This is a genomic window from Paenibacillus sp. FSL R7-0312 (assembly GCF_038004445.1).
GTDB lineage: Bacteria > Bacillota > Bacilli > Paenibacillales > Paenibacillaceae > Paenibacillus_AQ.
The window spans coordinates 2870706-2884429 of the sequence record NZ_JBBORE010000001.1; the positions used below are offsets into that span (position 1 = coordinate 2870706).

The window sequence follows — 13724 nt, forward strand, 5'->3', positions numbered from 1 at the left end:
TGAGATCAGTCGGGAACTAAAGGATGGGGAGCTTTGCAGAATAAATGGGCAAAAAAACTGATGGCGGGCTTGCTGATTCTTTTGTTCCTGATTGTGTGCATATCGGGGCTGTTGTTTTATTTCATCTTCACCGGCGATCTTAAGGACCGCCTGACGCGGACGAATATGGAGCTGCTTGAGCATATGAACCAGAAGCTGGAGCTGGTGCTGAAAAGTGTGGACAATGAGTCCGTGCAGCTCGTTCAGTATGATGAGGTCCGGAAGTTTTTTGATGAAAAGCTTCCCAGTGAGGAAGCGGCGGGCAATGATTTCCGGCTGGGCGGACAGATCGACAGGCTCATTCGCAGCGACGATTACATCTTCTCCATCGATATGTATTCTTACAGCCAGAGCAGGCTGGTTTCCGGAGATGTGCTGACTGAGGAGCGCAAGCTGGACGATTACGGCTGGATCAATACGTTCGAGACGTTCGATGGCTATTTTGAGTGGCTGCCGAGCCGCCAGCTGGTCATTAACCGGTCCACCTCGCCGATCTACAGAAATGTGGTCACGCTGGTCCGCACCTATCCGCTGCTTCATTCCGTGGGTGCCCGCAAAGGGGCGATGGCACTGAATCTGAAGACGGAAATGCTGCTTTCGCTGATTCACAATGAGGATGAGGATCTTGGGGAGACCTTTATTGTGGATGCGACAGGGCAGATCGTGCTTCATCCCGCCGAGAACAAGCTGGGGCAGAACATCGGCCAGTCCTCATACATTCATGAGGCGCTGAGCCGCAAGAGCAGAACGGGGAATTTTCACTCACAGGTGGATCAGAAGCCGTCGATGGTCTTCTATACGGACTCTCCCTACACCGGATGGACGCTGATCCGCACCGTTTCCGATCTTAAGCTCAACCAGCCGCTTATTGCACTCCGCAATACGTTGGCCGTGATTTCGGCGATGATCCTCATTGCCGCTGCCGCCATGGGCCTGGCGCTCGGCAAGTGGACCTTTAGACCGCTGAACCGGTTTTTGCACACACTCTCCGTCAAATTGAACGAATATTCTCCGCAGGTGAAGGAGACAGACCGGGCAGATGATCTGCAATTTCTGGAGTCCGCTTTTGAAGGGATTCTGGTCCAGAGCGACCAGCTGCACAAGCAGATGCAGGAGACCCGCCCCATGCTGAAGTGGCAGCTGCTGATGGAGCTGCTCTCCAACTATAAGATCAATATCTCCAACGTTGTGCAGTATATGGAAATGCTCGGAATCCAGTTTCATCCGAACCGTTTTGTCGTGCTAAATGCGGAGCTGGACCGGCGGGAGGAGATTGCCGCGATCCGGGATGTGCACCTGTACAATTATGCGCTCTGCAATTTGGCCGAGGAGCTGATTCTGGCTGAGGGAAAGGGCGCTGCCATTGAGCTGGAGAATGGCACCTGTGCGATCATCATCAGCTTTGCCGACGATGATGCCGATGCCGAGCTGCGGGCGGTGGCTGTGGCGGAACTGATCAAATCGTATGTGGAAGAGAATTTCCGGCGCACCATCTCCATTGGGGTGGGGGGGCTGGTGGAGTCCATGACAGAGCTTCACAAGTCCTTTAAGCAGTCCAAAGAGGCCTTGTCCTACCGCCTTGTCTTCGGCGCGAACTCGATCATTACCCGTGAGGATATTCACAGCGATCTTTCTCCCCGCTTCTACCGTTTGGTGGCGATGACGGAGGATATGATGGATTCGCTGAAGCTGCTGGACGGCACGAAGCTGCGCGAGCAGGTGGAACGATGGTTCGAAGCCTTCGCCGAATATGGCGTGCCGCCCCAGATCATCCGGCAGCTCAGCCTTCAATGCCTGATGAAGGCGGCGGAGATCGCCGAGGATGTTGGCATCGGCCACAAGAATATCCAAATGCCCCAGGAGCTGCAGGAGTCGCTGAATCTGCACAAAAGCCTGGAAGAGATCAAGGAATTTCTAATGAAGACCCTGCAGGGGCATATGGAAGCCATCAAAGAGAAACGGAGCAGCAGGGAGAAAAACGGCCTGATTCTTAAGGTGCTGGATTATATTCATGACAATTACAGCCGAACCGAACTGTCGCTGAACTTGCTGGCTGAGGAATTCCGGGTCAGCGTGTCCCATCTGAGCAAGCTGTTCAAGGAGCAGACCGAGGGCAACTTCATCGACTATCTGATGGCGCTGCGCATGGCTGAGGCCAAACGGCTGCTGGAGGAGACGGACGGCAAAATTATGGATATTGCCGAAGCGGTCGGCTACGGCAATGTCAACAGCTTCGTCCGCATTTTCAAAAAGTTCACCGCGCTGACGCCTTCCGAATACCGGGAGCAGCGGCGCAAGTAACAGGGAGCGGGAGGAGCTGGGCATTGACGGCTTCTCCTTCCTATATGAAGGGTAGGATCACAATGAACAATATGCTTGAAGAACAGGCTCTCCTGCGGTGGAGGCTTGAACAATTGGAGAATCAATTCAGCCCGTTGCATTCGATGATCAAAGAGAAATATACAACCAACGGCTATCACACCGCACTTCAGAATGTGGAACAGGTGCATTCCATACGTTCTTCCATTGAATATGCCCAAGGGCTTTTGGATACCGGGCTTACGGATGCTGAGGATAGGGCTTTTGCCGTGATCCGGCAAATCGTTTCACTTCAGGACCATGATCCGGCCAGCGTGACTTATGGCATCTGGTCGTATTATCTGGAAGAGCCCTTGTCCAGCATGAGGCCCCCGGATTGGAACTGGGCGGATTTTATCGGAAAAGCACTTCTAACAACAGTAATCCGGCATAAACACCGGATGCCTGCGGAGCTGCTGGAGAAGGTGCGGGAATCGGTATTTCACGCCTGCGAATCCATCATCCGGCGCAACATGGGTCCGCATTATACGAATATTTCCATTATGGGATCGTTTGTGACGCTGCTCGCGGGAGAAGTCTTTCAGAATCCGCGCTATCTGGATTATGGCTTGCAGAAATTCGAGGCCTTCCATCAATATGCCAGCCGAACCCGGACGTTTCAGGAATACAACAGTCCGACGTACACCAAGGTGGCGATTATTGAATTATCACGCATCCGCTCCGCGACCAAGGTTAGCCGGGCGCTGGAAATATGCGAGGATATGCTGAATTTGGCCTGGGAGGGGGTGGCACGGCATTTTCACGCATCCACAGGGCAATGGGCGGGACCACATAGCCGCTGTTATTCCACCTTGCTGCCAGATGCAGCCAGGGCGTTCCTGCAGCTGGCGCTGGAGGGAGAACTGGATTTTTGTGCTCCAGCGGATATGTTCTACGATCTGGAATGGTACAACCTTGGTATTTCCTGTCCCGAACCCTACCGCGCCTTGTTCAGGGAAGCCGCTGAAAGGGAAGTACGCGAGGTGTATTACCGCAGTAAAGACGGCTATGAAAAAACCGCTGTTACTTACATGACTACGCGCTATGCGCTTGGTTCGGCCAGCAAGGAAGTCATGTGGAATCAGCGGCGCAATCTGCTGGCCTATGTAGACGGTCCTGGCGGAACGGTCTATGCGGCGCTGCGGATGCTGCATGACGGCTATGATTTTTCCGCCCCCGTCTTTTCCGCCGAGCAGCGCAAGGGGAACGTGCTGTGCGGTCTTCAGCTCTCGCTGAACGGCGGGGATACGCATATCGGTCTGGACCGGATCGACGGCGGCATCCAGGCAGAGGATCTGCGCCTGCGACTGGAAATCGGCGGCAGTCTTGACGGTGTAACCGCCAATGCCGTGGACGGAGGGGCGGTGGTATCCATAGGCGGGGTGAAGCTTTCCCTTCGCGGTTTGTATACCCGGTTTGCCGGAGGGGCAACTTCGCTGGTCCAGAATCCGGAATGGGAAGTTGTCCACAGCGGCGATACCCTCTGCCTTGATCTGGTGCTGTACAGCGGTGAACGCCGGAGAATTGATTTTACGGCTCTGGACGAGGCAATGGTCGTCTTTACCTTGTCGGTACGCGAGGATGAGGGACGGGACAGCAGCCCGGACTCCTTCTGCGTAACCATGTCGGCCGCAGGCAACGGGGAAGAAGTTGCTGCAAGCTGGAGTACGGAGGATGGGGAACTGGTGCTTAACCTGCGGCTGAAGCCGGACATGGTGGAAGCACTCAGAGGACAGGACTAAGGGGTAGGCTCAAGGAGGCCCGGAGACTGATCTTCGGTATCTGAACATTTAGTGCTGCGGTATACAAGCCCGGCACAGACCAAAGGCACCGCAGGATTGCGGTGCCTTTGGTCTGGCTTCCCCCCGCATAGGCAGGGTCTTGTGAACGGAGTCAGCCTTCACTTCATGGCTTCGGCCAGAAGAATGAGCACCAGTCCTTGACCGTAGAGAGTGGGTATGCAGGAGATTTCATTATAGTCCTCCACAGTGGGCATCACCGGAGTGCCGCCGGAGACGCCGCTGACCTCTCCATCGGCCTTGATCGTGCCCAGCACCGCTTCAAGTGCAGCTCTGGCAGGTCCCATAGCTGCTTCGCCGAGCAGGCCCATCCGTACAGCCTTGAATATCCCGGCTGCGATGCCGGCGCTCCCGGAGGTTTCAAGATAGAAGTCTGTCCGGTCCATGACTGTATGCCAGAGTCCGGATGGACTCTGATAACCGATTAAGGCCGCCATCAAGCGGCGGTATCTCTCCGGAATGGAGGCAGGCACAGGCAGCAGGCCATCCACCTCCTGCAGAATCATGGGCGCTGCAAGGGCAATCCAGGCGTTGGCTCTTGTCCATCTGGCTGCAGACATATGGTCACCGGTGATACAGTTCCAGCCGTGAAACAGCACGCCGCTCTGTTTATCCTCAAGCAGTCTCAGGTGAAGCTCCAGCTGGCTGAGGGCTTCCCGGGCATACCCGGTTTCTCCGGTCAGCCGGGCCAGCCGGGCCAGGAACAGCACAGCCATAAACACGGTATCCGCCCAGACCTGCTCCGGAAAGCTTGCCTGTTCGGTCACCGTATGCTCGAAAGCGCCTTCCCGGGTTCTTGGCGCTTCATGCAGCATGTATTGACCGGTACGGACCGCGCTCTCCTTGAAGACAGGATTCCCTGTGACGCTGTACAGTGCGGGAAAGATGGCAAACGGAGCCATGGAGTTAATAACCTTTGCATGCCCGGATTGGTGCAAATGCGCAAGGGCCCATTCTGACAGCCGGCTTATAATCTCATCGCCGCCGTCCTGCTGATAATATTCCAGGATAGAGGCAGCACCTACGCCGGGAACCCAATCCCAATGCGCCATGTCCATTCCCCAATTGCCGGAATGTTCCAGGAGCATATATGAATATACCTTGCTTGCTGCATGCTCAAGTGTTTGTGATGAAGGTAAGGTTGTCATAATCTACTAGTCCTCCTGTGATCTAGAGTTGAACTTATATTAAGCAGTATAAGTGGCTTGCCTGTATGAATTCTTGGGTGATCCTGCCCAATGTATTGGAGGATTGTACACTTATACTGATGAGGAAAGGAAGCTTGGCATGTCTGGAATGAGATCTGTAAATGAGTTGAATTCTGCTTCTTCAGCGGGATTGAAGAAGCAGAATTCCTATATGATCGATGATATGACGAACAGGGCGCTTGTAGATTACCCGGTTCAATGTGTACAGCGCATTAATGGCATTCAGCAGGCGGAACTGCACTCGCATCACGGTTATGAATGGTACTTCTGCCTGGCAGGAAGCGGGGAATTCATTGCAGGCGATCAAGCCTACAGGATCTTCGCGGGCAGCCTGATTATTGTGAGGCCGTCCGTGCTGCATATGCCCAGACCGGCCAATGGCCAGCTGCTGCACCGGCAGATTCTTTCAGTAGACGAGAGATATCTGGACAGGCTTTGCGGCGTAGACCGTTTCACGGCGGAGCAGGTCTGCGAATGGCTGCCCGATGGAGCGTCTGCTTCTGTGCTCTGGCAGCTAAACACCGGACAGCTGGAGAGCGTCCGGGCTATTTTGCTCGAGCTGGAGAGCGAGCTTACAGGCAAGAGGGAAGCGTATACCCTAGAAGTGCAAAGCCTTCTGCTCCGGCTGTTCGCTGTGTTGACACGGGAGAAGGCTGGTCCGCCTTCCCGGCAAGCGGAGGAGCGCAGGAAGCTGCTCGCGGTGCAGATGACCGGCTACATTGCCGACCACTACAAGCTCCCCTTCCGGATAGAAGAGATGGTCCGTTATTTTCATTTCTCCCGCTCCTATTTGCACCGGATCTTTAAGCAGGAGACCGGCATTACGATTCTGGAATATTTAACACATTACCGGATCAACCGTGCCAAGGAGCTGCTGGAAGCTGAGAGTATACCGCTGATCGAGGTTGCGGTGACAGCCGGATTTCAAGATCTGTCTTATTTTTGCCGCAGCTTCAAACGCCTGACAGGTGTACCGCCGGGCCGTTACCGTAAGCTGCTCCGGCAGGGCGGTGGTTAAAGTCTTATAATTTCCCGGAACATTCAGGGGCAACCCGCTGGCCGTTGTTCCCGGCAGACAGCACAGTTCCATGAAACTGTACGCCCTGCTCAGCCAGCAGCTGATGCAGCCGCGGAATTGAAATATCCGCCATATGGACGGTGCCCTCTTCCTTGGCGACAGCTGCTGCGATTCCGGCCGCCTGACCCAGTGCATAGCAGGTAGCCTGCACGCGCATGGAGGACATGGCTACATGAGTTGCCGAAATGCTTCGTCCCGCTACCAATAGCCCCTGCACACCGGCAGGTACCATACAGCGGTACGGAATATCGTAGCTTCCCAGCTGGCGCTCCTCCGTCGTTCTTTGCCCGTCAGGGCTGTGAATATCGATTTCATAATTGGTCTGCGCCACGACATCCCCGAACCTGCGGGCTTCAAGCAAATCCTGTTCGGTCAAGGTGTACAGACCAACGATTTGCCCGGTTTCCCTCACACCGGTCTGGCCGGGAATATGGGCAATAATGTAATTCTCAAAGCCGTTGCGCTGTAAATAATGGGCCGTTGAGAAAACCTGGCGCAGAGCCTCGCGCTCCGCGAAGTTGACGTCTTCAATACGGGCACCGTTGCCCTTAACGCGGGTCATATTGACCAGAAGCGTGCCGTCATCATTTTTTTCCCAGTACAGGTGGCGTCCCTGCGGCAGATCGTCTACGGACTCATATATCTCACAGTCCTCAGGAAGATAAGGGACAACTGGCTTGCCGGTATTCTGCATGGTGAACATAAGGGTCATAGGCTGTGTTAATCCGTCCTTTTCCCGGCCGTAGCGCATAGGCACTCCGGCATCCCTGGCCACAGCGGCGTCCCCTGAGCAGTCCAGCACAATCCCGCCCATGAAGGCCTTCAGCCCTTCGCGGGTCCGGGCTAGTACTCCGCGTACCCGCTGCCCCTCCATGACGGGCTGGACATAGACGGTGTGGTAGAAGACCTTAACCTTCTCCCGGTGCAGTTTTCCGTTCAGATAATGGCGCACTGCAAAGGGGGAATACTGGTCCTTCCGGGAGTGCAGCGATATCAGGTGGGAGCCGGGAACGGCTTCGGGAGTTGTCTCTTCAAGCATTTCACGGTAGATGCCGGTCACGTTGCCGACACTCATATAGATGCTGACATTAGCCAGTGTTCCCATCCCTCCAAGCTGCCCTGATTGCTCCAGCAGTATTACCTTCTGTCCGCAGCGGGCGGCGGAGATCGCCGCCGCTGTCCCGGCCGGACCGCCCCCGATCACTATGACATCGGCCTCCTCATATATCTCTGCGGCCACCTGCAGATTTATCTGTTCTTTTTTCACCATATTCATCCTTTCTATATAGAGCTTACCTTTATAATAGATATATGGAACAAGGGATTATAGCTTGATTTTAGTTGTACTTAGGGGATTGTGGGGTTGCATTGCAGGAGAGCTATGGAAGAATGGAATGGCCAAGTAAAAGGGGGAAGTCGTGTGTCAAAGAGAAAAACGGTCACGCTGCGGGATCTGGCGGACCGCCTGGGGCTGAGCGTGTACACAGTATCCAAAGCGCTGCGCGGGCTGCCGGGCATGTCGGAACCGACCCGCAGGCTGGTATTCGCTACTGCCCGGGCAATGAATTATGCGACCAAAGCGCAGGAAGCGGGGCTTGCCGCTGAATCCATTGCCTATGCGGCGGGCAAGCCCCGCCGGTTCGTCATGCTGATGCCTGCAGACCACTCTCTTCTGAATCTGCAGTTCCATGGTCTGCATCAGCGCATGGATGAGCTGGGCCATCAGGTACAATCCGTATTGCTGCCGTTTGAGGGACACCAGCCGGACAAGCTGGCGGACTGGCTGGAGGAGAGCGGCATTCTATACTGCGACGGACTGTTTCTATCGCCGCTGCTGCCCGTCTGGGCGGAGACCATTCTGCTGCAGCTTGGTCTTCCGAAGGTAATGATCAATTTCCCGCCCGAAGGGGCCGAGGTGGACAGTGTAATCTGGGATGTCCAGCATGCGATCATTCTTGCGGTAAATGCGCTCTGCCGCAGCGGTCATCGCCGAATTCTGTACGTGGGTGAGCCGGACGGACAGAGGGGATTCCGCTTGCGCTATCAGAGCTTCAGGGCCGCCTGCGCAAGCCGGGGAATTTCCGCTGCTGAACAGATGTATCATGTGAACCCCGCTGATCCTCAATGGCTTGCTGACTTATCGGCCATTCTTCAGACAGGAAGCCCTACGGCTATTCTCTCGGCGAATCATGGACAAGCCTGGCCCATTCTGCGGAAGGTGCAGGAATGGGGACTTAATATTCCGGAGCAGATATCAATTGTTGCGATGGAGCATGGGGAACTGGAGGCTTGTCCCGGCTTGTCGCGCCCGGCGCTGCTGGTCCAGGAGGCAGGGGAGCGGGCGGCAGAGCTGATGCTGCGGCGGATTGCCAATCCGCTGGCACCTTATGAGCAAATCCGGCTGCTGGGACCGTTTCTGACAGGGGAGACAGTTGCGGAACCATCTCTCTGCTGAACAAAGAAACCGTCAATTCTCCAGCTATAGGAGAATTGACGGTTTCTTAATCCTAGTCTAATCGCCCGTCTCCACAATCCATACCTCAGGAAGATTGCGGAACTGCTCGGCGTAATCCAGACCATAGCCGACAACGAATTCATCGGGAATGTCAATGCCGCAGTATTCGACCGGAACTTCGACCAGGCGGCGGGAAGGTTTGCTTAGAATAGTACAGATACGGACGCTTGCAGCTTCGCGCAGGGCGAACAGCTGCCTCAGATGCTGCAGAGTCAGGCCGGTGTCGATCAGATCCTCGACGAGCAGGACATGCTTGCCGCGGATATCCATGTCGATATCCTTCTTGATCGTGATGACACCGGAGGAGGTGGAGCTTGCACCGTAGCTGGACACTGACATATAGTCGATGCCGACCGGGAAAGTGATTTCGCGCATCAGGTCGGACATGAATACAGCGCCGCCCTTGAGAATGCCGATAAGTACAAGCTCTTTGCCTTCATAGTCACGCGATATTTCAGCGCCCAGTTCTTGAACTCTTTGCTGCAGCTGGTGCTTGCTGACCAGAACTTTGGTAATTTGTGTCATGGTTGACGCTCCTTATGGATTAGGATGTGATCAGGAGGATGATCTGTCCTTTTCCTTCAGCATAACATCATGTGCGCCTCCTTCAAAGATGGTTGTGGAGGAAACCAGTGTTATCTTCGCCTGCTTCTGCAGTGCCGGGATGGTCAGCGAGCCGCAGTTGCACATGGTTGATTTGATTTTGCTGATACTGAGATCCAGATTATCCTTGAGCCGTCCGGCGTAAGGAATGAAGGAATCCACACCTTCCTCGAACTCAAGCTTGCTCTCTTTGTCAGCATTGCCGAAGTCATAACGCTGCCAGTTGCGGGCGCGGCTCGACCCCTCACCCCAATATTCCTTGACGAAGTTCCCGCCGACCAGCAGCTTGCGTCCGGGGCTTTCATCGAATCTGGCAAAATAGCGGCCCAGCATCACGAAGTCAGCTCCCATCGCCAGCGCCAGCACAATATGGTAATCATGGACAATCCCGCCATCGGAACAGATCGGGACATAGATGCCGGTCTGCTCGTAATATTCCTGGCGGGCGGCTGCGACTTCAATGACGGAGGAGGCCTGGCCGCGTCCGATCCCTTTTTGCTCCCGGGTAATACAGATGGAACCGCCGCCGATGCCGACTTTGACGAAATCCGCCCCGGCTTCCACGAGGTATAGGAAACCTTCCTTATCGACGACATTGCCCGCCCCGACCTTCACTTTCTCCCCGAAAGTATCCTTAATATAATGGATGGTTTCGGCCTGCCATTCGGAATAACCGTCAGAGGAATCAATGCACAGGACATCTGCTCCGGCTTCCACCAGCGCCGGTACGCGCTCTTTGTAATCCCGGGAGTTGATACCTGCGCCGACAATGAGCTGTTTGTTGTCATCATGCAGCTCCAGCGGGTACTCCTGATGGCTGTCATAATCCTTGCGGAACACAAGGTGAACGAGATGACCGCTGGCATTAACAATCGGCAGGCAGTTCAGCTTATGATCCCAGATCATATCGTTGGCTTCAGTTAAGGTGATGCCTTCTTCGGCATAGATTAGTGAAGATAACGGCGTCATAAATTCAGTAATCAGGCACTCCGGCGGCAGACGGTTCTCGCGGTAATCGCGGCTTGTGACAATGCCCATCAGCTTGCCTGTCGGTTCCCCGTTGTCCGTAATGGCAATGGTGGAGTGGCCGCTGCGCGCTTTCAGCGCCAGTACATCCTGCAGTGTATCCTCCGGCTTCAGATTGGAGTCGCTGAGGACGAAGCCGGCTTTGAACTTTTTGACCCGGCGGACCATCTCAACCTGCTGCTCGATAGACTGCGAGCCATAGATGAAGGAGATGCCGCCGCTTTTGGCCAGGGCAATCGCCATGTTATGGTCGGATACCGCCTGCATTACCGCAGAGGTAACAGGCAGATTCATCGTCAGCGCCGGAGTCTCACCCTTGCGGAATTTGGTTACTGGCGTCCGGAGATCGACATTCCCCGGGATGCATTCTTTGGTGGTCAGGCTGGGCACCAGCAGGAACTCACTGAAGGTTCTTGAAGGCTGCTCATAATAATAAGCCATGGCTTGTCACTCCCCTGTTATAATTTCATCAATTCTGCGATTGCAGTTCTATAGACTTCATACCTGGGATAGAAACCTTACCGGCACTCCAATGTCCGTTTCCAGCTGCTTGTAGTGTTCACCTTTAGCCAGAATCGCCTGCACACCTACAAGCTCAACGCCCATAACGGACATTTGCTCAGCGATGCAGCGGATGGTAGCGCCTGAACTAATGACATCATCCAGCAGCAGCACCCGGTCACCGGAAGAGAAGCCGTCAAAATAAATATAATTCTCATTATACGCCGTCTCGCGTTTGATGCTGACCTCGTAATTCTCATACAGCTCTGTACTGAGGCGCAGAATGTTCATCGGCTTCATCAGCTTGTAGGCCGCAAGCATGCCCCAGGTATGCCCGCCCGGTTCAGGCGATACGATGTAATCGAAATCCGGGAATTGTTCCGTAACGGCCTCTGCCAGACTATCGGTAATCTCACTGATCAGCTCAGGGGCAATGTAGGTTCCTCGTTCTCCGAAAGGGTACAGCTTAAAGTCATAGGCGGTATCTTTATTCTTGTAGATCCTCACATTCTTGGCTTGACTGATCGATTCACTTAACCGTGCGTAGGATGCACTCATTGCCCTCACTCCTTCTATTATAAATGCCAAATATAAATGCCAAAAACCCCAGGACCAAGAGGCGCAGGACAAGACAGGTACGTCAGGAGGAGAAGACCGGCTTAGCCGTGTTCCCTTCACTGGTTGCTCCAGTGTCTTATCTGGCCTCTTGTAGCCTGGGGCAATTTACGGTTGCCTGTAGATACGCTCATTCCAAATTAACGAGCTTATACAAGAGATGTTTAATTAGAGAATCTGACATATTAGTGACTCGGATGGTTTCTGAATGATTGTTTTCAATGTTTGTGTTATATAATATTACGCATGTGATTTGTTATATGCTATCATTCGCAATAATGTGTGTCAATATTTTGTTTAGATGTTATATAAGGTGACATTAAAGTGTTTGAGTTATACAGATAAACCAGCGGATTCATAAAAAAACTCTAAATAACCCATTCTAAAGCATGGTGCTTTGGCGGATTTTTATTTATAATAATTATTATCTGCAATTCATAAATAGTTCAAAGGTTTTGCAAAAAGCCGTATTTTGATGTGATATACTTAACACAGCGATTTGAGATCTTGTGAAATTGATACTAATACATGCTAATAAGCAGTAACAGTGCCTACACCAATGAATAGAGATTAGGATGGTGAACAAGCGATGCATATTGTCGTCGTTGGCCTGAATTACCGTACGGCTCCCGTAGAGGTGAGAGAACAGTTCGCTTTTGCCGAGAAGGATCTGCCTGCTGCGCTTCATCAGCTGATGCAGACGAAGAGCGTTCTGGAAGGGGTCGTAGTCGCCACCTGTAACCGGACGGAAATTTATGTGGTCGTGGACCGCCTTCATATGTGCGGATATTTCATCCGCAGCTACATGGAGCAGTGGTTCGGTGTAAAAAGTGATGTATTTGCGCAGCATATGTATATATATGAAGACGAGCAGGCGATTGCACACCTGCTTCGTGTAACCTGCGGCCTGGATTCCATGGTGATCGGCGAGACGCAGATCCTGGGACAGGTACGCAGTGCTTTTTTGACTGCCCAGGCGGAGGGCGTAACCGGAACGTGGTTCAACCGGCTGTTCAAACAGGCGGTGACGCTCGGCAAACGTGCGCATAGCGAGACTTCTATCGGTGAAAGCGCGGTTTCGGTCAGCTACGCGGCGGTGGAGCTTGGCAAGCGGATTTTTGGCATGTTTACCGGCAAAAGAGTGCTTATTCTCGGCGCCGGCAAAATGAGCGAGCTGACGGTCAAGCATCTGTACAGCAGCGGCGCGGCGGAAGTGATTGTCGCCAACCGTACGTTGTCACGGGCCGTAGAGCTGGCCGAGAAGTTCCTCGGCAAGCCAACCACGATTGAAGAGGCACTGAAGCGTCTGGATGAAGTGGATATAGTCATCAGCTCCACGGGAGCGGACGGTTATGTGCTGACGGCTGCCCAAGTAGCTGAGGGGATGAAGCGCCGCCCGTCCCGGCCGCTGTTCATGATCGACATTGCCGTGCCCCGCGATATTGATCCGGCTGCGGCAAGTGTGCCAGATGTCTTCCTCTATGATATAGATGATCTGGAAGGCATTGTGGAGAGTAATCTGGAAATGCGCCGCAGTGAAGCGGCCAAGATTGAAGTGATGATTAGTGAGGCAATGGATGAATTCCAGCTGTGGCTGAAGACGCTCGGTGTCAGACCGGTGATCCGTGCGCTGCAGGACAAGTCGAACGGGATATATGAAGAAACGATGGACAGCCTGTTCAACAAGCTGCCTGAACTGGATGAGCATCAGCGCAAGGTTATCCGCCGCTTGACCAAAAGTATTGTGAACCAGATGATGCATGATCCGATTAATGTCATTAAGGAGTTGTCCGGCGGGAAGCAGGGGAATGAAGCTCTGGAGTACTTCACCCAGATTTTTGCACTGCAGGAGCAGCTGGACCCGAGTCCGGATGACCGTAGTGCTGTACCGGTTGAGGAGGCGCCTGCTGAAGTATCCTCCGGCGGAAAGTTCGCGGTGCCGGGGAACGTGTTTGCTCCGGCCGGCCTGCTGGGCGGGTGAG

10 protein-coding genes and 1 riboswitch are annotated in these 13724 nt (G+C 53.9%); of the genes, 5 read left to right on the forward strand and 5 right to left on the reverse strand.

The annotated features are described in order from the left end of the window. Positions 1 to 33 precede the first annotated feature (33 nt). On the forward strand, positions 34 to 2340 hold the full coding sequence (locus MKX70_RS12610; RefSeq protein ID WP_042238914.1) for a helix-turn-helix domain-containing protein: 2307 nt from the start codon (positions 34 to 36) through the stop codon (positions 2338 to 2340). Positions 2341 to 2402: 62 nt separating this feature from the next. Further along, positions 2403 to 4139 carry a hypothetical protein gene (locus tag MKX70_RS12615; protein WP_340840129.1) on the forward strand — a complete coding sequence of 579 codons (1737 nt, stop codon included), beginning with the start codon at positions 2403 to 2405 and terminating at the stop codon, positions 4137 to 4139. 158 nt (positions 4140 to 4297) lie between these two features. Here the strand turns inward: MKX70_RS12615 and MKX70_RS12620 are convergent, their stop codons facing one another. Next, positions 4298 to 5344: a glycoside hydrolase family 88/105 protein gene (locus MKX70_RS12620; RefSeq protein WP_340840130.1), complete on the reverse strand. Its 1047-nt coding sequence runs from the start codon at positions 5342 to 5344 to the stop codon at positions 4298 to 4300. Between the two features lie 139 nt (positions 5345 to 5483). Between MKX70_RS12620 and MKX70_RS12625 the strand changes: the two genes are divergently transcribed. Then, entirely contained in the window at positions 5484 to 6422 is a 939-nt protein-coding gene (locus MKX70_RS12625; protein ID WP_042238907.1) for a helix-turn-helix transcriptional regulator, read from the forward strand. A gap of 4 nt (positions 6423 to 6426) precedes the next feature. Here MKX70_RS12625 and MKX70_RS12630 read toward each other — a convergent pair whose 3' ends face one another. Further along, positions 6427 to 7752, reverse strand: a complete 1326-nt coding sequence (locus tag MKX70_RS12630) for an FAD-dependent oxidoreductase (RefSeq protein WP_340840131.1) — start codon at positions 7750 to 7752, stop codon at positions 6427 to 6429. A gap of 150 nt (positions 7753 to 7902) precedes the next feature. On the opposite strand from MKX70_RS12630, the gene MKX70_RS12635 reads away from it, so the two are divergent. After that, positions 7903 to 8937: a LacI family DNA-binding transcriptional regulator gene (locus MKX70_RS12635; RefSeq protein WP_340783164.1), complete on the forward strand. Its 1035-nt coding sequence runs from the start codon at positions 7903 to 7905 to the stop codon at positions 8935 to 8937. Between the two features lie 57 nt (positions 8938 to 8994). On the opposite strand, the gene hpt is transcribed toward MKX70_RS12635, so the two are convergent. Genes hpt through MKX70_RS12650 form a run of 3 tightly spaced genes read right to left on the reverse strand, consistent with a single transcriptional unit; the run spans position 8995 to position 11685 of the window. Beyond that, on the reverse strand, positions 8995 to 9522 hold the full coding sequence (gene hpt, locus MKX70_RS12640; RefSeq protein ID WP_340840132.1) for a hypoxanthine phosphoribosyltransferase: 528 nt from the start codon (positions 9520 to 9522) through the stop codon (positions 8995 to 8997). A gap of 30 nt (positions 9523 to 9552) precedes the next feature. Beyond that, on the reverse strand, positions 9553 to 11067 hold the full coding sequence (locus tag MKX70_RS12645) for an IMP dehydrogenase (protein ID WP_340840133.1): 1515 nt from the start codon (positions 11065 to 11067) through the stop codon (positions 9553 to 9555). Between the two features lie 57 nt (positions 11068 to 11124). Next, positions 11125 to 11685 (reverse strand): phosphoribosyltransferase, encoded by a 561-nt coding sequence (locus tag MKX70_RS12650; protein WP_042238901.1) that lies wholly within the window; start codon positions 11683 to 11685, stop codon positions 11125 to 11127. Between the two features lie 131 nt (positions 11686 to 11816). After that, positions 11817 to 11919, reverse strand: a riboswitch (purine riboswitch). A gap of 412 nt (positions 11920 to 12331) precedes the next feature. Here MKX70_RS12650 and hemA point away from each other — a divergent pair. Beyond that, on the forward strand, positions 12332 to 13723 hold the full coding sequence (hemA, locus tag MKX70_RS12655) for a glutamyl-tRNA reductase (protein WP_340783172.1): 1392 nt from the start codon (positions 12332 to 12334) through the stop codon (positions 13721 to 13723). Position 13724: the final 1 nt, after the last annotated feature.

Excerpts from the sequence above, each read along its gene's own strand:
- MKX70_RS12615 (WP_340840129.1), top strand. The coding sequence starts at position 2,403 with ATGAACAATATGCTTGAAGAACAGGCTCTCCTGCGGTGGAGGCTTGAA.
- MKX70_RS12620 (WP_340840130.1), bottom strand. The coding sequence starts at position 5,344 with ATGACAACCTTACCTTCATCACAAACACTTGAGCATGCAGCAAGCAAG.
- MKX70_RS12625 (WP_042238907.1), top strand. The coding sequence starts at position 5,484 with ATGTCTGGAATGAGATCTGTAAATGAGTTGAATTCTGCTTCTTCAGCG.
- MKX70_RS12630 (WP_340840131.1), bottom strand. The coding sequence starts at position 7,752 with ATGGTGAAAAAAGAACAGATAAATCTGCAGGTGGCCGCAGAGATATAT.
- hpt (WP_340840132.1), bottom strand. The coding sequence starts at position 9,522 with ATGACACAAATTACCAAAGTTCTGGTCAGCAAGCACCAGCTGCAGCAA.
- MKX70_RS12645 (WP_340840133.1), bottom strand. The coding sequence starts at position 11,067 with ATGGCTTATTATTATGAGCAGCCTTCAAGAACCTTCAGTGAGTTCCTG.
- MKX70_RS12650 (WP_042238901.1), bottom strand. The coding sequence starts at position 11,685 with ATGAGTGCATCCTACGCACGGTTAAGTGAATCGATCAGTCAAGCCAAG.
- hemA (WP_340783172.1), top strand. The coding sequence starts at position 12,332 with ATGCATATTGTCGTCGTTGGCCTGAATTACCGTACGGCTCCCGTAGAG.